Origin of the sequence: Raoultibacter timonensis (assembly GCF_022845715.1) — a bacterium.
GTDB classification, from domain to species: Bacteria; Actinomycetota; Coriobacteriia; order Coriobacteriales; family Eggerthellaceae; genus Raoultibacter; species Raoultibacter timonensis.
Genome location: NZ_AP025564.1, coordinates 2,016,144 through 2,032,506, shown reverse-complemented (window position 1 = coordinate 2,032,506; position 16,363 = coordinate 2,016,144). Strand labels below are relative to the sequence as shown.

The window sequence follows — 16,363 nt, the reverse complement described above, 5'->3', positions numbered from 1 at the left end:
TTCGCTTTCACTTACGCTTCGGGGCTCTCCTGGTACAGCAGGCAGAAGACTCCGATTTGGATAATGTCCCCATCGTGCAGAATCGCCGAATCGACGCTCTTGTTGTTGATCCAGACACCGTTGTACGAATTCGAATCGGAAATGAGGTACTTCCCGTTTTCGGGGGCGATCAGCGCATGCTCGCGCGATACCGTCATGTCGTTGAGGAAGATGTCGCAGCGGGGGCTTCTCCCCACGGAGAGCTCTTCTGCGCCGAGCTTGAACACCGTCTCGATCTGCGGGCCCCTCACTACGCGCAGGATCGCATTCGCGGGGGCTTCGGAAACCGCAGCCGCAACGTCTTCGCCGCGAAGATCCAGCGGCTTGAAGCTCTGCGTCGAACCCAACAGCTTAAAGCCGCAGTTGGGGCATGCAGCCGCGCCGTCGGGCAGCGGATTATCGCAAATCGGGCAATTCTCGCTCATACCTTTACCTCATTCGTATCGTTTCACGCGCAGGCCGCTCGACTCACGCGCTGGTCTTGTCAACGACAAGCGGCGTCTCATTGTACAGAACGCTCTCTGCAACCGTGGACTGTCCCGAGAAACCCCTGAACAGGCGATCCCACCAAACGCCGATGCCCTCGAACAGATCGGGCGCATTCACGTCTTCGGCGGCGATCAGATCGACCGTAGCCATCACGGAGTTACGCTGCTTGAACGTGAGCGTTCCGATCTTGTCGCCCGCATGCACGTTGCCCGTAAGCTCGTCGTATTCGACCGACTGGCTTATGTTGCCGTTCAGGTCGAATATGTCGATGACCTGATCGGGGTCGGCAACGGTCGCCTTGACCGTACGGTCTATCCATTCTGTATGGGCGACCTCGGCGACAACCGGAACGTCGGCGGAACTTCCGTTAACGTCCGATGCCGTGGTTTGCGAGGTGTTCACAAGCCGATAATCCCCAGTATGCTCGTATACCCAGTCGAGGAGCGTCTGCGCATCGGTGAAACGCTGCGCTTCGGACGTGGAGTGGATGACGATGGCGTACATTTCGACGCCCTCGCGGTTTGCGGCGCCTGCAAACGACCATCCCGCAAGGGCGGTGAACCCCGTCTTGATGCCGCATGCGCCGTCGAATCCGTTTTTGAGCATCTCGTCGGTGCTCTCGAGGTACAGGCTCGCCAGGCTTCCGTCGGCCCGCGTAACATCGATGGTCGTCGAGGGGGTCGCAACGATGGAGCGGAACGTATCGTTCTTCATGACCGCTTGCGCCATGATTCCCACGTCGGCTGCGCAGCTGTGATGAGAGCCCTGCCAGATGCCGTCGTCGAGGCCGTGCGGGTTCTCGAACACCGTATCGGTGCAGCCGAGCTCGGCAGCGCGGGTGTTCATGCGCTCCACGAATACGTCGTAGGCGTCCTCGTCGCTTAATGCGGCGTCGCCTGCGATAACGCGACCGACGCTTTCCGCGATGGCAATGGCCGCATCGTTGCCCGACGAGAGCAGCAGCGCATTGAGCGCTATCTCGAGCGTCATGGTGTCGCCCTCGGCAAGCGAAGCGCTCGACTCGCCCACCGTCGCCGCCCGTGCACTCGTCGTGACAACGGTGTCGAGCGGGGCGCTCTCGAGCGCAACGAGGGCGGTCATGATCTTGGTGATCGATGCTATTTGGGTCGAATCGGCGGCGTTTCGCTCGAAATAGACCGTTCCTTCCGAATCCATGACGAGGGCGTACTCCGCGTCGATGCTCGGACATTGCGCAACCGATAGGCCTCGCGAATCGACCGAAACGCCGTAGATGACATCTGCCTTGCGAACGTCGGCATACGCTGCCGGAGCAGCGAACCCGAAGCCGAGAGCCAATACAAGTACGCAAGCCGTGAAGCTCGCGTACCAGGATAGTGCCCTCTGTTTTACGAGTGGCTTAATCAACGTGATAGATTTCCTCCGGTGCAACAGGCGTGAAGCCCGCGTCTTCCAATGCGTCTTCAATACTATGGTCGCTCACCTTGAGCACGTCAATGGCGTACTCTTGGTTAACGGAAAAACAATAGCCGTACTCGATGTTGACGTCGTGCTCGTTGAAGAACTCGAGCAGATCCGCCAATCCTCCCGGCCTGTTCGGCACGCGAACGCCGAGCACGGGCGTGAGCGTGGCGCGATAGCCCGCGTCCTTGAGCGCCTCGACCGCCGCCTCGGGCGTATCGCAGAAGATGCGGGCTACGCCGAAATCGGCAGTATCGGCTAAAAACAGGGCGCTCATGTTGATACCCGAGTCGGCGATAGCGCGGCACGCGCTCGCCAGGCGGCCCTTTTCGTTCTCGAGAAATACCGTCAGTTGCGAAATCATGCTTGCGTCCCTTCTCTCAGGTCTACAATGCGTTTTGCCTTGCCCTCGCTGCGCTCGATCGTCTTCGGCTCGACTATCTTGATGTCCACGGCGATCTGCAGGTTGCTCTTGAGTTCGCCTGCGAGGCGGGCTTTCAGCTCCTCGAGCTTGCGGATCTCGTCGAACGGGTAGTCGGGAACGGTCTCGACCTGCAGCTCGACGCGGTCGAGCGGTCCCTTGTTCGTGAGGATGATCTGGTACTGCGCTGCGATCTCCGGGAATCCGACGATAACCTGCTCGATCTGCGACGGGAACACGTTGACGCCGCGTATGATGAGCATGTCGTCGGTGCGGCCCACGATGCGGTCGATCTTGCGATGGGTGCGTCCGCAGCTGCATTCTTCGGCGATGATGCGCGTGACGTCGCGCGTGCGGTAACGCACGAGCGGGCAGCACTCGCGGGTGAGCGTGGTGAACACGAGCTCGCCCCACTCGCCGTCGGGCAGCGGTTTGAGCGTATCGGGGTCGACTATCTCGGCGAAGAACTGGTCTTCGGCCACGTGGAGGCCGTTGGCGGCGGCGCATTCCATCGCCACGCCCGGTCCCATCACTTCGGACAGGCCGTACACGTCGCAGTACTGCACGCCGAGCTTCTCGCGGATATCCTGGCGCATGCTCTCGGATGCGGGTTCGGCGCCGAGGATAACGCCCGAAACCTTGAAATCCTTCGCGGGATCAAAGCCCATCTCTATCGCCGTATCGGCAATGAGGAGCGCGTAGGAGGGCGTACAGGCTAAGATATCGGTGCCGAGATCCTTCATCATCTGAATCTGGCGCTTCGTGTTGCCCGACGAGGTGGGGATAACCGAGCACCCCACGGCCTCGCCGCCTGCGTGGGCGCCCAAGCCCCCGGTGAACAGGCCGTATCCGTAGGATACCTGGATGGTCGATTCGGCGCTTCCGCCGACCATGTAGATGCCGCGCGCAAAGCAGTCGCCCCAGTTCTTCAGGTCGCTTGCCGTATGGCCGACAACCGTCGCCTGTCCCGTCGTACCCGACGAGGCATGGATGCGGGCCACGTCCTTCTGGGGTACGGCGAACAGGCCGAACGGATAGGCGTCGCGCATGTCCTGCTTGACGACGAACGGGAAGGAAGCCAGATCGTCCAGAGATTTGAGGTCGCCCGGTTCGACGCCCGCCTCTTTAAACGACGAGCGATAGAACTCGACGTTGTCGTAGGCGTGCTGAACCGACCATTGCATCCGCTCGAGTTGGAGCTGCCGGAGCTGTTCTGCCGGCATGGTTTCGATATCTGGCTGGAAATACACTGAAGCTACCTTCTTTCGTTCTATTCGCTCTTCTGCGTGTCATCCTCGTTTTGGCCTGAGGCGTCCGTTTCTTTGGCCGGAGGCCCCTCGACCTTCACTTCGTTTAAGGGGTCGTACGTCGAGGAGAAAAGATCCTCATGGAGTATTGTGCCATTTTTGTCCTTCACCGTACGCACGATCGAGATTTTTCTGCCGTCCGACCCGACGGTTTTCACATAACTGGTGCCCGGAGCGAGGTTTTCATCGACCGTCGTCTTGGTCTTGTACTTTTCGCCCGCCTGCCACTCGCCCACCTGCGTGCTTACCTGATACTCGGGATTGACGCCGTACAGCGTGGCGGTTACGGTCGTGTCGGTGTAGGTCATCGCAAGCAGCACATCGGATGCGCTGTCGTTCTCCCATACCAAATTAAGATCGGGGTAGGCGACTGCGGCGTCACGTCCGACGGGATAGCTCGCGATGTAGAGCGAGTGGTTGTGGCGCGTGATCACCGGGAAGCCCGATTCGTACACCGCGTTGAACACGGTCGTCGCAACCTGGCAGATGCCGCCGCCGATCGCATCGACGAATTCGCCGTCGAGGATGGCGCCTGCGCCCTGGAATCCCGCCTCTTCGTTGTAGTCGCCCGAGATGTCGTTGAACGACCATCTTCCTCCCCCGGCCTCGATGATCGAGTTGTTGAGCAGGTCGGCGCCGAGGTGTATGTTGTGCTGGCGGGAGGTCGGCTCGACGGTGTACTCGGTGGTGAACGAGGCGATCGAGCTGATCACGCCGTTTTCGAGCGCTTCGTCGAACGTCATCGTGTCGGGAACGCGTTTCGAGTCGACCGGTATCGTCGGCGCCGTAGCGTCGGAAGACTCGGAGTCCTGCGCGGCGAATAGAGCCGATTCGAGCTTTTTCACCGCATCTCCCGCGACGGGAATGGTTTCGTCCGTTTCGGTGTGGACGATGCGCTCGCCGTTCGAAACTTCGAAGGTGACCTTGATGGCATCGCCCTCGAACGTCGCCTTGAGATGGTTGATCAGGATGCCCTTTGCAACATCCTGATCGAGGAACGGCACGAGTTCGAAGGAATCGCCTTCACCCTCGATGCGCGTTTTGACCCAGTTGCCGATATCGGTCGCCGATGCGTTCCACGTCGTGTCGCCGAACGTGAACACGGCACCCGAAGCGATGGACCCGTTTACGAGGTCGCAGACGCGCTGCGCCTCGTCGCGGGTAATCTGGATGGGAGCGTATTCGGTTTCTGCAACGAAGATCGCGCGAGCGCCCTCGTTGGAGAGAAACGCTTCGTTGAGCTTCGATTCGAACCATGCGCGGTCGACCATGTCGCCGTCGTGTCCGTCGGTTACCTGCGCAACGCCGTCGGCTACCGCGATATCGAAGTTCACGCGCGGATCCCCTATCGCCGCATCGATTTCTGCGGCGAGCGATTCGAGGGCGGCGGCATCGAATCCGACCTGCGGCTCGATATCGTATCCGAAGAGAAGCGCGCTCACGCGTGCGGGAAGTCCCCCCTCGTCGCGGCCGACGGCCAAGGCCCTATCGGCGAGCGCATCGACGTCGAGTACCGCCGAAAGGGAATCGACGTCGGCCGTCCAGAGCACCTTGTTGGCTTTCGCCTCGTCGACCGACTGCTGTTCTGCCAGGGCGTTGTTCTGCGTCTTCTCGAGTGCGGCCTCCACATCCCTACTCGCCTCTTCGTTCGCGAAGATCAGCACCTCTTTGCCTTCGAGCTGGGCAGCGTAGGCTTCGGACACCATCGAACGCGCCTCTTCGGGCGTCTTCCCGCCAAGATCCAGGTACCCTATGCTTACTCCCGGGTAAATCTTTCCCGAGTTCAAGCCGAGGTCTACAGCCCATATGCCCGCGATGACGACCATGAGCGCTACTGCGGCGACGGCGATTTTGCTTTTCGCTATCGCATGGGCGGCGTATCCGAAGAGCCGCCCTATCGCCATGAATGCAGCAGCGCATGCGCCCGCGACGGCACGTACGAACGCATGCGCTGCGCCGTTGCTTGATCCCCGGGCCGGCTCTTTCGTCCAGAGCGTGGTTTGTCCCAAGGGGTTTTGGGCGGCGGGTTTGCTCCCTCGCGCTTTGTCTCGAGTCCGGTTCGCGGTGCTCTGCTGCAAGGGAACGCCCGTCGGCGCAGCGTTTTTCCCGTACGGCGCACGAGACGAGCGCGCAGGGGGCGCTTTCCTGACGCTCGGCTTCTTGCGTTCGGGCTTTTCGGAATATGTGCGACGGCTATCGGCCACCGAGGTTAAGCGGCTTCCCGGTTTTGCGCCGCCTTCAGTTCCTTGCAGGCGGCGATGACATAGTAAACCGTCGTGATGAGCGCAAGAAGCAGACCCGCGTACACGAACCAGATGCCCCACGATACGGGATCCGCGTTGAATCCGGGGAGCCATGCGGCATCCGCGATTCCGAATCCGCCGATGAGCGGCCAGTTGAGCAGCAAGCCCACAAATCCGACGAACAGAAACGTCGTAGCGACTTTCCCAGCATATATGACGGGAACCCTGATGCGGTACCTGCTCAGGAGGAACGCTCCCCCAACGAGCAGCAAACCGTCGCGCACAAGCACGACGGCGATGATCCAAAGCGGCAGCCTGCCCACCATGAGCAATCCGAGAACCCCCGATATCATAAGCAGCCGATCGACGGCCGGATCGAGAAGCTGTCCGAGCTTCGAGACCGTGTGGGTGCGGCGAGCGATCTGCCCGTCGATCCAGTCGGTGCCCGCCGCAAGCGCGAAAATGAACGTCGCAAGCACATCGTAGCCCTCGGTAAGAAGCACGAGGAACACGGGTATCATGCACAGGCGGATGGCGGAGATGACGTTCGGTACGGTGAGTATTCTGTTCGAGACCGGTTCTTCCTCGGCCGTAGCGCTCTCATCCCGCTGATCGGTAGCCTTCGACATTCCTCTTCTTTCTCGCATAACGAAAACAGGGCCCGCATTACACGAGCCCTGTTAGATGACGGATAAGGTTTTCGTCCCGATGAAACCATCGGATGCTCGTGCAGCCAAAGCTCACAGGCACCCATTCTATCAGGTTTCCGAGATTACTCGGCTTCCTTCGCAGCAATTTTACCATCTGTTGCCGTTTCTTTGGAAACGACGTCGACCGACTTCTTGGTTGCGGGGGGCGTGTAAGCCGGGTCCATGTGCAGGCACGCCTTCGGGCACTCCCGTACGCAGCTTCCGCATTGCACGCATCTGAACCGGTCGATCGCCCAGGTTCCCGCCGGTTTGTCAACGGTGATCGCCCCGGTCGGGCACCGCTTCATGCAGATGCCGCAGAGGATGCATGCGTCGATATCGTTGACGACGTGGCCTTTGAGGCCTTCGGGCGCGAACCTTGTTTGCGCCGGGTACTGGATCGTCTCCGGCTTCTTGAAAATCGATCCGAGCGTCATTTTACCCAGTTTGAAGCTTCCCATGGCCCTTACCTTTCCGTGCAGCTGATGCAGGGGTCGATCGTCAGCACGATCATATTCACATCGGCCAGATCGCATCCTGCGAGAGCGGTTGTCATGCCTGCAAGGTTTTGGGAGGTGGGCGTCCTCATGCGCATGCGCTCAAGGTACTTCGTTCCATTGCCGCGTGCGTAGTAGTAGCACTCGCCGCGCGGCTGCTCCACGACGTTGGCCGCTTCCGCACCGGCAGCGGGCGAACCCTTGACCGCCACCTCGATATCGCCGGCAGGGATCTTGGAGATCATCTCTTCGATGATGTCGATCGACTGCAGCACCTCGAGCGCACGAACCTTGACGCGCGCGTAGCAATCGCCTTGGGCGTCGAGGATGGGCTTGAAATCGGAAAGATCGCCGTAGCCGCCGTTGCCGAGGCAGCGCACGTCGTTGTTCACGTTGGATGCGCGGGCGAACGGACCGACCATGCTCAGGTTGACGGCGTCCTGCTCGCTGATGTAGCCGACGCCCACGGTGCGGTTCTTGACCGAGCTGTCCTTGAGAAACGCATTGCATATCTGACGGTATTCGTCTTTGATGCCCTCGAGCGTCGACTTCATGTTCTCGAGCTGCGTTGCGTCCATGTCGCGCACCACGCCGCCGACCTTGACGACGGAGAAGATCACACGGCCGCCCGTCGTCGCCTCGAACACGTCGAGCACGCGCTCGCGGAGGCGCCAGCAGTGCATGAACAGGCTCTCGAAACCGAACGCGTCGGCAGCGAGGCCCATCCACAGGATATGCGAATGGATACGCGAGAGCTCGTGCCAGATAACGCGCAGGTATTCGGCACGCTTCGGTATCTCGACGCCCATGAGTCGCTCGACCGTTTCGGCGTAGCCCATTGAGTGCCCGAACGCGCAGATGCCGCAAATGCGCTCTGCCACGTAGATGAACTGGTTGTAGTCGCGCGTCTCGACGAGCTTCTCGAGCCCGCGGTGAATGAATCCGATCTGGGGAATGGCCTCGATGACTTTCTCGTCTTCGACAACCAGGTCGAGGTGGAGGGGTTCGGGCAGTACCGGGTGCTGCGGCCCGAACGGGATGACGGTTGCTTTTCCCATGCTACTCACCTTCTTTCTGGTCGGTTGCGACAGGTTTCGCCGCACTGTCGGCCTGTTCCTTCTTGGCCGCCTCGCGGGCCGCCTTCGCCTCCATGGCCGCCTTGAGCTTTGCGGCTTTCTCAGGATCGAGGTTGGCGATCTTGTCGGCTTTGGCAGCCTCGGCTTCGGCAGCTTGCTTCTTCGCCTTCGCCTCCATGGCCGCGCGAACCTTCGCAGCCTTCTCGGGATCCATACCCGCGAGCTTCGCCTCCATGTCGTCGGCGGTGCCTGCGCCCTTCTCTTTTGCGGCTTTCGCAGCGGCGAGCTTTTCGGCCTTTTCGCGCGCCGCCTTCTGGGCGGGGGAAATAACCGTCATGGGCTCGGACTGGGCGACGTGGTAGAACTTGCCGCCGAAGTCGATGGCGATCCCTTCGATCTCGGCTCCGAACAGATCGTGCGCCTCGTTTTCGAATACGAACGCCTCGAGGAAAATATCGGTAACCGAAGGCACCTTCGTGCCCTTCTTCACGCCTTTGATCGTGTATATCTTCAGGTCGGCACCCTGCATGTAGGCGTACTGCAGATCGAGTCCGTCGTCGGTGTTGACGGCGAGCATCTGCACGTAGCGGTAACCGCGATCCTTCATGTCGGCTGCGCACTGCTTCACGTTTGCCAGCTCGAGGGGAAGAAACTCCGTTTGCAAGCTCAACGCGCTCACGCTCCTTTCTTGTTTGCCTCGAGGGCCTTCGCCTTCTCGTCGAGGATCCCGAGACCCTGGACGACGGCGTCGATGATGGCTTCGGGCCTCACCGCGCATCCCGGCGCGTACACGTCGACGGGTATTGCCTGATCGACGCCTCCGATCACGTTGTAGCAATCGTGGAAGATGCCGGCCGAACAGGCGCAGATCCCGCAGGCGATGACCACCTTCGGCTCGACCATCTGGTTGTAGATCTCCTGGACCACCTTGATGTTCTGCTCGTTGACGCTGCCGGTCACGAGGAATATGTCGGCGTGCTTGGGATTGCCCGTGTTGATGATGCCGAAGCGTTCCACATCGTAGCCGGGGCACAGCGCCGCGAGCACTTCGATGTCGCAGCCGTTGCAGCTCGACCCGTCGTAGTGGATGACCCACGGCGATTTTGTTGCGTAAGACATATGCATACCCCCTTTACAGATACGCGAGGACGGCTATGTTGATGCCGCCGGCGACGAGCGCCACGACCCATGCCGATTTGAGCATGGCCTGCCACTTGACGCGGGCGAAATTGTTGTCGATCCAGATCTCCAAGAAGTAGATGAGGATGATCGCCACGAGGGCGATTGCAAACGAAACCGGGTTGCCCCATATGAAGAACATGCCCGTCCATCCGAGGAACAGGATGTTCTCGCACCAGTGCATGATCTCGACCTTGGCGAGAGTCGGGCCGCTCATCTCGGTCGTGATGCCCTTGACGAGCTCTTGGTGGGCATGATGCGAGTACGACAGGTCGAACGGCGATTTGCGCAGCTTGATCGTCAGAATGAACAGAAAGCCCAAGAACACGAGCCAAATGTTCGTGATGATGGGCGCGTCGAGCGCGAATACGCCCGCAACGTCGAAAGTGCCGGCGGCCATGAAGAACCCTACGGCCATGAACAGCACCATCGGTTCGTAGGCCATGACCTGCAGCGTTTCTCGACCGGCGCCGATCTCGGCGTAGGGCGAACGCGTGGAGTACGCTGCCACGATGAAGAACAGGGCCGAGAGCGTGATGACGAATACGCTCATCAGCAGGTTCCCTCCGCTGAAGAAGATGCCGCCCGCAAGGATCGTGAATACGAGCGCGCAGGTGATGTAGACGCCTTCGGATGAGTTGACGCTCACGTTCTCTTTTCCGAGCAGCTTGCGCACATCGTAGTAGGGCTGGAGCAGCGGGGGCCCCACCCTGCCCTGCATACGGGCGGATATGATGCGGTCGACGCCTGCGAGCAGGCAACCCAGCACGGGAGCGATGATGGCGAAGGCAATGGTTGCGATGATGATAGCGATGATGTTCATGTCAGCCTCCTTCTACATCAGACCCGGCAAGCCGACAGCCGCAATAGCAAACGACGCGACGATCACGATAGTGCACATGATCGTACCGACGGGTGCGATGAGCTTCTCGCCGAAAATAGAATCCAGATACATGTTGCGCGACGTCGCCTTCGTCTCCTGCGAAAGGGAGTTCTGGAACGTACGCTCGTTGTTGTCGATGCTTACGCCCGAGAGGTACACGTCGACCTTGCGGGCCTTGCTTTTGCCGAGACCCGCGAACAGGACGATCACGATGAATACGACCGCGACGCTTGCTATCCACAGGTTGTCCGACGCTATGCCTGCGGCAACGGTGCCGTAGACGCTGTACACGTACGGCTCGACGATAGCCCACGAGATTGCGGGGATCGCGATGCAGCAGGCGATTACGAGCACGGCCATGAGCGAGATGGAGACCCACTCGGAGCGGTGGACGGTCACTTCGTCGTTCTCGGGTTCGGCGGCGATGCCCGAGAGCTTGCCGAGCCATTTGCCCCAGAACATGAACGTTGCAGCGGAGCCGAACGCGAGCAGGATGATGAGGGCGATGTTGCCCGTTTCCACGAACGAGACGAGCGTCGCCCATTTGGCGATCAGCATGCCGAACGGGGCGATGAACATGCACATGATGCCGAGCATCATGAAGCGGGCCAGGCGCGGCATGCGCTCGAACATGAGGTCCATGTCCTCGATGTCGCGGCTGCCGATATGGTGCTCGGCGGTGCCGACGCAGAGGAACAGAAGCGATTTCGCGATGGCGTGGAACAGGACGAGGAACGTGGCCGCCCAGATGGCCTCAGGCGTGCCGACGCCGGCGCACGCGACGATGAGGCCGAGGTTGGCGATCGTCGAGTACGCGAGCACGCGCTTGGCGTTGCTCTGCGAGATGGCCATGAACGAGCACAGGGCGAACGTGATGCCGCCGACGAGCACGACCATGAGGCTCGGCATGACGGTCATGAAGTTGCCCGAGAACGATGCCGTTCCCGCGTAGAAGATGGGAGCGAGCTTGACGAGCAGGAAGACGCCCGCCTTCACCATCGTCGACGAATGCAAGAGCGCGCTCGTGGGGGTCGGGGCCACCATGGCGCCTAAGAGCCAGGTATGAAACGGCATCTGTGCGGCCTTCGTGATGCCCGCGAACGCGAGGCAGGTTACCGGCAGCACGACGATGGCGGGGTTCTGAATGCCGAACACGATGAAATCGACGAAGGAGAGCGTACCAAGGCCGATGACCATGAAGTACAGGGCACCCAAAAATCCGAGGCCGCCGAGGATGTTCATGATGATTTGGCGGAAAGCGTTCTTGATCGCCTCGTCGGTCTTCGTGTACCCGATGAGCAAAAACGAGCAGACCGTCGTGATCTCCCAGGCTGCGAACAGCCACATCATGTTGTTCGAGAACACGATGCCGAACATGGCGGCGAGGAACAGGAACATAAGCGCGAAGAACGTCGGCCTGCGATCGGGTTCGTCGGCGTGATGGGCTTGGAAATCTTCCATGTAGCCGATTGCGTACACGCAGATCCCCGAGCCGATAATGCCGATGACGAGCGCCATCAAAAGCGAGAGGGAGTCGAGATAGAGCCCGTATTGAACGCTCACATGGTGCGCGAACCCGAATTCGAGAACGAGCGTGCCGACAACCTGGATGATTGCAAGCACCGAGGCGAGCACATTCCTGTACTTGATGCCGTAAGCGAGTATGACGACGGCTATCAGGATGCTGATGCCCGTACATACGTAGTCGATCACCGGCGATGCGTACTCGAAGTACACTCCCCCGGCTCCGAGATAGGTTCCCGCTAGCAGCACGGATGCGAGGCCGATGACAAGGGCCGAAACGCTGACAATCACTTTTCTCGCTTGGTTGTTTCTCACGACGAGAAGAACCGCCGCAACAACCAGCGGGAAAAGGATTAGAAATCCAAGCATACCCACGTGGCTTCCCCCTTCGAATAAAGTGCCATTCTTACAATAATGGCGGCACGAGCCGCCGCGTAAACTCTAGCAAAGATGGAACTCGTCGCCCGCTCGACGCTTCAGACGTGGGGTTTTTATTCGGTCAGCGGGACGTTGGGGCAAATCGTACGATACGATCGGTAGGATAAGGATGGCGGACGGCGCAAAGCCCTCCCGCCCTCTCGCGCTCCCCGAGATTCCCATTCCGCAGCCTGCGACCGCTTTTCATATACCTAGCAATATGCTAGGATTACCAACATTATTCCGAACCGTGATTATTTCAGACGAGAAAGGATCGGACATGGGGACTATCAAAGCCGTATGCGTAAGCGATGCGAAGGGCGTGCAGAAGGAGGAGGTCGGATCGGCGGTTATCGAACCCGATTTCGGCATCGTCGGCGACGCCCATGCGGGTAAGTGGCACCGGCAAGTCAGCTTGCTCTCGTACGAGAGCATCGAGGATTTCAAGGCGCGCGGCGCTGAAGTGGTCGACGGATCGTTCGGCGAGAACCTCATCGTCGAAGGCATCGACGTGAAAGCGCTCCCCGTAGGTACGCAGCTTGCTTCGGGTGACATTCGCATGGAGATCACGCAGATCGGCAAGCAGTGCCACAGCCATTGCGCGATCTACCATCGCATGGGCGATTGCATCATGCCGCGTGAAGGAGTGTTCGCTAAAGTGCTGACCGGTGGAACCGTGGCCAAAGGCGATACGATCGAGGTATGCGAATAGCACATGCGTGCATGCGAAAAGCGCTTGCGGCGAGGTTTCTTCGCCCGAAACAGCTCGAAGCGTGTTGATATGATGTGCGAACGGCACAATTATCGCCCTACCGTCGGAATGCGCCCCGTAGCCCCCTAGACTCGAATATGCGGCACAGAGTCGCTTATCATCGGCAACGCGTTCAACATGGTTGCAAGCGTTACCAGCATTTGCCCTGCGGGGTAGGAAGTTAGGTTTTCATGTCTACAGGTACAGTCAAGTGGTTCAGCTCTGAAAAAGGTTACGGCTTCATCTCTCAAGAGGGCGGCGAGGACCTTTTCGTGCATTTCAGCGAAATCCAAGGCGACGGGTTCAAGAACCTCGAAGAGCACGACCAGGTCGAGTTCGTCATCGCCAAGGGTTCTAACGGCAAGAACCAAGCGACCCAGGTTCACACCATCTAAACTGCTCGAATATAGTACGAAAAAACGGCCCCGATGGGGCCGTTTTCTTTTCGCGCAACCAAGGTTAAACGCCCGGATTCCCAAGCGCTTCCTGCTCTGCATCGACTACGCGTGGTGAGCGCGAGTGCCGGTCAAGAGGTTGATGATGGCGATCAGGATGATGGAGCCTATCAGGGCCACGACGAACGACCACAGGTTGAACCCGGTAAAGCCGCTCGCTCCGAAGAAGCTCATGACGAACCCGCCCACCAAGGCCCCGATGATGCCCGTCACGACATTCTTAAGCAGCCCGCCATCGGTTTTCATGATCATATTCCCGATCCAGCCCGCGAGCCCGCCGATCACGATCCATACTATAATGCTCATGTTCTCGCTCCTTTCCAAGGGGTAATTCGATTACTGCATGACTTATGGTAGTGCGCCGACTGGGAGGCCACGTTCGGAAAAACCATTCGTACCCTTCCCGTATGCGGGCTGTTTTCGGCGGAAACCGAACGGAAACCATCCCGTCACCATGGGCGGTTGCGCACCCTCCGCTCGCCGATGCGACGCCAATCATCCCCCTGAAGCGCAGGATGCGCTTACGGGATGGCATCATGAAGGTTGAACCCGCAAGCAAAGCGCTTTACGAGGAGACTTATGATTAGGCCGATAGATGCAGATCAGCTTCGGGACTCCAAAGCGATGCCGCTGGTGCTTCGCGTTTTCGGAGAGTTCGAAGCGCCCGAGTATTCGGATGAAGGCGTTCGGGAGTTTCAAGAGTACGTCGACGAACGCGCAATGGAGCAGCGGCTGAGGAGCGGCGAGCTGCTCATGTGGGGCTATTTCGTGGACGGTCGGGTTGTAGGCGTGATCGCGATGCGGCCGATCGGCCATGTATCCCTCCTCTTCGTCGATAAGGAGCACCATAGAAGGGGCATAGCGAGGCGGCTGCTCGACGTCGCCGTTTCAACCTGCATGAAGCGCAGCGCCCGCATCGAGACGACCGTGAACCCTTCTCCGTACGCTGTGGGGTTTTACCGTAAACTCGGATTCGTTGAAACGGATGGCGAGCAAACGCTGAACGGGATTCGCTTCGTGCCGATGAAGCGAACAGAACCATAGCCGTCGGTGCCTGCATGCAGGGGGGGGTGCCGATGCGCCGTCCGAGCGATGGCGAGGATTCGGGCAGAACGACGATGAGGTTCCGACCGCATCCGCATTCGGAATCGCCGCCGCCCGCTCCGAAGGCGGATTCGTGCGAAAACGCCCCTTGGGTGGCGGCCAACCGTCGTTTTGCGAAAAGAAATCGACCTCAGAGACGGCTGGGGAGTGCCCAACCTGACAGTGATTCGCGAAACCGCAGGTCACAAAATCGCCGACGGCGATCTCGACGGTCAGGGTTTCGCAAAAGTTTCGCAAAGCGACGGTTGACCGCCATTTTTTGGTGCTTTTCGGCAAAATCGGATTAACAATGCCGACATCGACCCGTTTCGCCCCGAATCGCAATGAAACGCCTTTTCACGGGTTCGCAGGCAGCATGCAGAGCAGCCGCGCTGCATGCAAAAATAAAGCAGGCCACCGTGTTTCCATCGATGGCCTGCTGTAAGTTGCTGGTCGGGTTGACAGGATTTGAACCTGCGACCCCTTGACCCCCAGTCAAGTGCGCTACCAAACTGCGCCACAACCCGTAGATTCCGCTTTTCGCTAACCTCAAAAGCAGCGTTGTTTATATTAGTGGTAATCTCCCTTCGTTTCAAGGGTGCATTTTCGAAAATTGCTGAAAAACGGTCTGTTTTCTCGGGTTTACGTCAGGTTTACGAGAGCAGACGTATCCGGGCGGGCAATCATTACGTCTTCCAGAAATCACGAATGAGGTCGCGCCGATCGGCTTGCCCCGTTTTGTGGAGGATGTTGTGCACGTGAACCTTCACCGTGCTCAAGGCGAGGTGCATGGTCGAGGCGATGTTCTGGTTGTCGTTGCCCAAAAGCACGTAGTAAAGCACCTCTAATTCGCGCTCGGAAAGCTGATGGCGGTTTCCGTAAAGCCTGAGATTTTGGTTTATCAGCTCTTCTTGCCGTCCCCCGCCCTGCACCAAAGGTCGCTCGAACCGCAATGCGAGCGTTCTCACGGCATCGCGGGCTGCGACGAATGCAACGATGAGCATGAGGAGGTTCTCCATGTAGTTGCGCTCGACGCCGAAAGTCCGTACGCCGGCATCGAGCGTAGCAGGCTCGACCAGCAGGAAGAAGTTCGCGTCCGATGCAACCACCGCGATCCCGAGCACCCAAAGCATGGCGTAGAGTCCCCCACGTCGCTTCAGGCGCGCCCTCTCCTCGTCGGATTTCGTCGCCGCGAACCGAATTCCTATGTAGAGCAACATCCAGAACAGCATGAGGGCTCGCATCGAGTAGAACACGAAGCGTTGGACGTTTCTCTCGGGCACCAGGACAAGCGCGAGAACGCTTCCCAGAACGAAGACGATGCCCGGCGCAACGAGCACCGCCCGTCGCGTTTCGCCCAAGTAATCGCAAACGATCAGCCAAAAGGATACGAGGAACCCTCCCCCCGCGATAATCGAGGCAACCGAACGGGCAACCACGTAGAACGAATCCATCGCCCCCTCGGTCAGGAACGTCACGAAATCGTCTTGGAATACCCAGGCGACATCGAAGAAGTAGAACAAGAACGCAACGAACGCCAGGAGCATCATGCGCTTGCGCGACACCAGGTAGGCCGAAAGGCACGTCGCCGAAGCGAGAATGGAAGCAAGAAGCACGATAAGCGTGAAGTGGAAGAGCAGCAATTCCATCCGAGCACCTCATTCGACGACGATTCAGGCAAACGCGTTCCATGATACACGATCGGCTCGCTTGCTAAACGGCGATCCCCGTTTCGAGCCGGCAGCTTCCCGATCGAAAGCACCACCTCTTCTATCAGGGGTTTAGCGAGGGTGTAGAGACAACTCCCGCTTTTTACACCCACGCTCGTCCCCTCGGTAAACTCCTTTACACCTTTCCTTCACAAATCGAG

Annotated in this window: 17 protein-coding genes and 1 tRNA gene; 3 read left to right on the top strand and 15 right to left on the bottom strand. The window is 59.3% G+C overall.

The genetic code is table 11. The features are described 5' to 3' along the window. Positions 1–11: 11 nt before the first annotated feature. The 12 genes from MWL89_RS08295 to MWL89_RS08240 all read right to left on the bottom strand — a co-directional run bounded on the left by MWL89_RS08295 (position 12) and on the right by MWL89_RS08240 (position 12,156). The gene (locus tag MWL89_RS08295) at positions 12–464 is read right to left on the bottom strand and encodes an FHA domain-containing protein (protein WP_244385686.1); all 453 of its coding nucleotides are present in this window, start codon (positions 462–464) and stop codon (positions 12–14) included. A gap of 43 nt (positions 465–507) precedes the next feature. After that, a complete protein-coding gene (locus MWL89_RS08290) occupies positions 508–1,914 on the bottom strand; it encodes a D-alanyl-D-alanine carboxypeptidase family protein (protein WP_244385685.1) in 1,407 nt (468 codons plus the stop codon). Continuing rightward, the gene (locus MWL89_RS08285) at positions 1,907–2,332 is read right to left on the bottom strand and encodes an ACT domain-containing protein (protein ID WP_244385684.1); all 426 of its coding nucleotides are present in this window, start codon (positions 2,330–2,332) and stop codon (positions 1,907–1,909) included. Before MWL89_RS08285 ends, MWL89_RS08290 begins: the two co-directional genes overlap by 8 nt. Further along, positions 2,329–3,639: a phenylacetate--CoA ligase family protein gene (locus MWL89_RS08280; RefSeq protein ID WP_102378139.1), complete on the bottom strand. Its 1,311-nt coding sequence runs from the start codon at positions 3,637–3,639 to the stop codon at positions 2,329–2,331. The genes MWL89_RS08285 and MWL89_RS08280 overlap by 4 nt, the downstream gene beginning before the upstream one ends. Positions 3,640–3,659: 20 nt before the next feature. Continuing rightward, positions 3,660–5,705, bottom strand: a complete 2,046-nt coding sequence (locus MWL89_RS08275; RefSeq protein WP_244385683.1) for a VanW family protein — start codon at positions 5,703–5,705, stop codon at positions 3,660–3,662. A 200-nt stretch (positions 5,706–5,905) separates the two neighbouring features. Beyond that, positions 5,906–6,568: a CDP-alcohol phosphatidyltransferase family protein gene (locus MWL89_RS08270; RefSeq protein ID WP_244385682.1), complete on the bottom strand. Its 663-nt coding sequence runs from the start codon at positions 6,566–6,568 to the stop codon at positions 5,906–5,908. Positions 6,569–6,711: 143 nt separating this feature from the next. Then, a complete protein-coding gene (locus MWL89_RS08265; RefSeq protein ID WP_102378142.1) occupies positions 6,712–7,089 on the bottom strand; it encodes a 4Fe-4S dicluster domain-containing protein in 378 nt (125 codons plus the stop codon). Between the two features lie 5 nt (positions 7,090–7,094). Beyond that, positions 7,095–8,183, bottom strand: coding sequence for a hydrogenase large subunit (locus MWL89_RS08260; protein WP_102378143.1), 1,089 nt, complete (start codon positions 8,181–8,183; stop codon positions 7,095–7,097). Between the two features lies 1 nt (position 8,184). Then, positions 8,185–8,880 carry an NADH-quinone oxidoreductase subunit C gene (locus tag MWL89_RS08255; RefSeq protein ID WP_244385681.1) on the bottom strand — a complete coding sequence of 232 codons (696 nt, stop codon included), beginning with the start codon at positions 8,878–8,880 and terminating at the stop codon, positions 8,185–8,187. Continuing rightward, complete coding sequence (locus tag MWL89_RS08250) at positions 8,877–9,320, bottom strand: NADH-quinone oxidoreductase subunit B family protein (RefSeq protein ID WP_102378144.1); 444 nt, start codon at positions 9,318–9,320, stop codon at positions 8,877–8,879. Before MWL89_RS08250 ends, MWL89_RS08255 begins: the two co-directional genes overlap by 4 nt. Before the next feature lie 13 nt (positions 9,321–9,333). Next, on the bottom strand, positions 9,334–10,203 hold the full coding sequence (locus tag MWL89_RS08245; protein ID WP_102378145.1) for a complex I subunit 1 family protein: 870 nt from the start codon (positions 10,201–10,203) through the stop codon (positions 9,334–9,336). A gap of 12 nt (positions 10,204–10,215) precedes the next feature. Continuing rightward, positions 10,216–12,156, bottom strand: a complete 1,941-nt coding sequence (locus MWL89_RS08240) for an NADH-quinone oxidoreductase subunit 5 family protein (protein WP_244385680.1) — start codon at positions 12,154–12,156, stop codon at positions 10,216–10,218. Positions 12,157–12,484: 328 nt separating this feature from the next. On the opposite strand from MWL89_RS08240, the gene MWL89_RS08235 reads away from it, so the two are divergent. Further along, a complete protein-coding gene (locus tag MWL89_RS08235) occupies positions 12,485–12,916 on the top strand; it encodes an MOSC domain-containing protein (RefSeq protein WP_102378148.1) in 432 nt (143 codons plus the stop codon). Positions 12,917–13,146: 230 nt separating this feature from the next. Beyond that, entirely contained in the window at positions 13,147–13,350 is a 204-nt protein-coding gene (locus tag MWL89_RS08230) for a cold-shock protein (protein ID WP_102378149.1), read from the top strand. Between the two features lie 105 nt (positions 13,351–13,455). Here MWL89_RS08230 and MWL89_RS08225 read toward each other — a convergent pair whose 3' ends face one another. Then, on the bottom strand, positions 13,456–13,716 hold the full coding sequence (locus MWL89_RS08225) for a GlsB/YeaQ/YmgE family stress response membrane protein (RefSeq protein WP_102378150.1): 261 nt from the start codon (positions 13,714–13,716) through the stop codon (positions 13,456–13,458). Positions 13,717–13,989: 273 nt separating this feature from the next. Between MWL89_RS08225 and MWL89_RS08220 the strand changes: the two genes are divergently transcribed. Further along, positions 13,990–14,454 (top strand): GNAT family N-acetyltransferase, encoded by a 465-nt coding sequence (locus MWL89_RS08220; protein ID WP_244385679.1) that lies wholly within the window; start codon positions 13,990–13,992, stop codon positions 14,452–14,454. A 489-nt stretch (positions 14,455–14,943) separates the two neighbouring features. Here MWL89_RS08220 and MWL89_RS08215 read toward each other — a convergent pair. Together MWL89_RS08215 and MWL89_RS08210 are read right to left on the bottom strand one after the other, a co-directional pair. After that, a tRNA-Pro gene (locus MWL89_RS08215) sits at positions 14,944–15,020 on the bottom strand. Between the two features lie 159 nt (positions 15,021–15,179). Beyond that, on the bottom strand, positions 15,180–16,142 hold the full coding sequence (locus MWL89_RS08210; protein WP_244385678.1) for a helix-turn-helix transcriptional regulator: 963 nt from the start codon (positions 16,140–16,142) through the stop codon (positions 15,180–15,182). Between the last annotated feature and the right edge of the window lie 221 nt (positions 16,143–16,363).

Bases quoted from the DNA above. Each gene is read 5' to 3' on its own strand.
- MWL89_RS08225 (WP_102378150.1), bottom strand. From the start codon at position 13,716: ATGAGCATTATAGTATGGATCGTGATCGGCGGGCTCGCGGGCTGGATC.
- MWL89_RS08295 (WP_244385686.1), bottom strand. From the start codon at position 464: ATGAGCGAGAATTGCCCGATTTGCGATAATCCGCTGCCCGACGGCGCG.
- MWL89_RS08240 (WP_244385680.1), bottom strand. From the start codon at position 12,156: ATGCTTGGATTTCTAATCCTTTTCCCGCTGGTTGTTGCGGCGGTTCTT.
- MWL89_RS08245 (WP_102378145.1), bottom strand. From the start codon at position 10,203: ATGAACATCATCGCTATCATCATCGCAACCATTGCCTTCGCCATCATC.
- MWL89_RS08270 (WP_244385682.1), bottom strand. From the start codon at position 6,568: ATGTCGAAGGCTACCGATCAGCGGGATGAGAGCGCTACGGCCGAGGAA.
- MWL89_RS08285 (WP_244385684.1), bottom strand. From the start codon at position 2,332: ATGATTTCGCAACTGACGGTATTTCTCGAGAACGAAAAGGGCCGCCTG.
- MWL89_RS08265 (WP_102378142.1), bottom strand. From the start codon at position 7,089: ATGGGAAGCTTCAAACTGGGTAAAATGACGCTCGGATCGATTTTCAAG.
- MWL89_RS08260 (WP_102378143.1), bottom strand. From the start codon at position 8,183: ATGGGAAAAGCAACCGTCATCCCGTTCGGGCCGCAGCACCCGGTACTG.
- MWL89_RS08235 (WP_102378148.1), top strand. From the start codon at position 12,485: ATGGGGACTATCAAAGCCGTATGCGTAAGCGATGCGAAGGGCGTGCAG.
- MWL89_RS08230 (WP_102378149.1), top strand. From the start codon at position 13,147: ATGTCTACAGGTACAGTCAAGTGGTTCAGCTCTGAAAAAGGTTACGGC.
- MWL89_RS08220 (WP_244385679.1), top strand. From the start codon at position 13,990: ATGATTAGGCCGATAGATGCAGATCAGCTTCGGGACTCCAAAGCGATG.
- MWL89_RS08250 (WP_102378144.1), bottom strand. From the start codon at position 9,320: ATGTCTTACGCAACAAAATCGCCGTGGGTCATCCACTACGACGGGTCG.
- MWL89_RS08210 (WP_244385678.1), bottom strand. From the start codon at position 16,142: ATGGAATTGCTGCTCTTCCACTTCACGCTTATCGTGCTTCTTGCTTCC.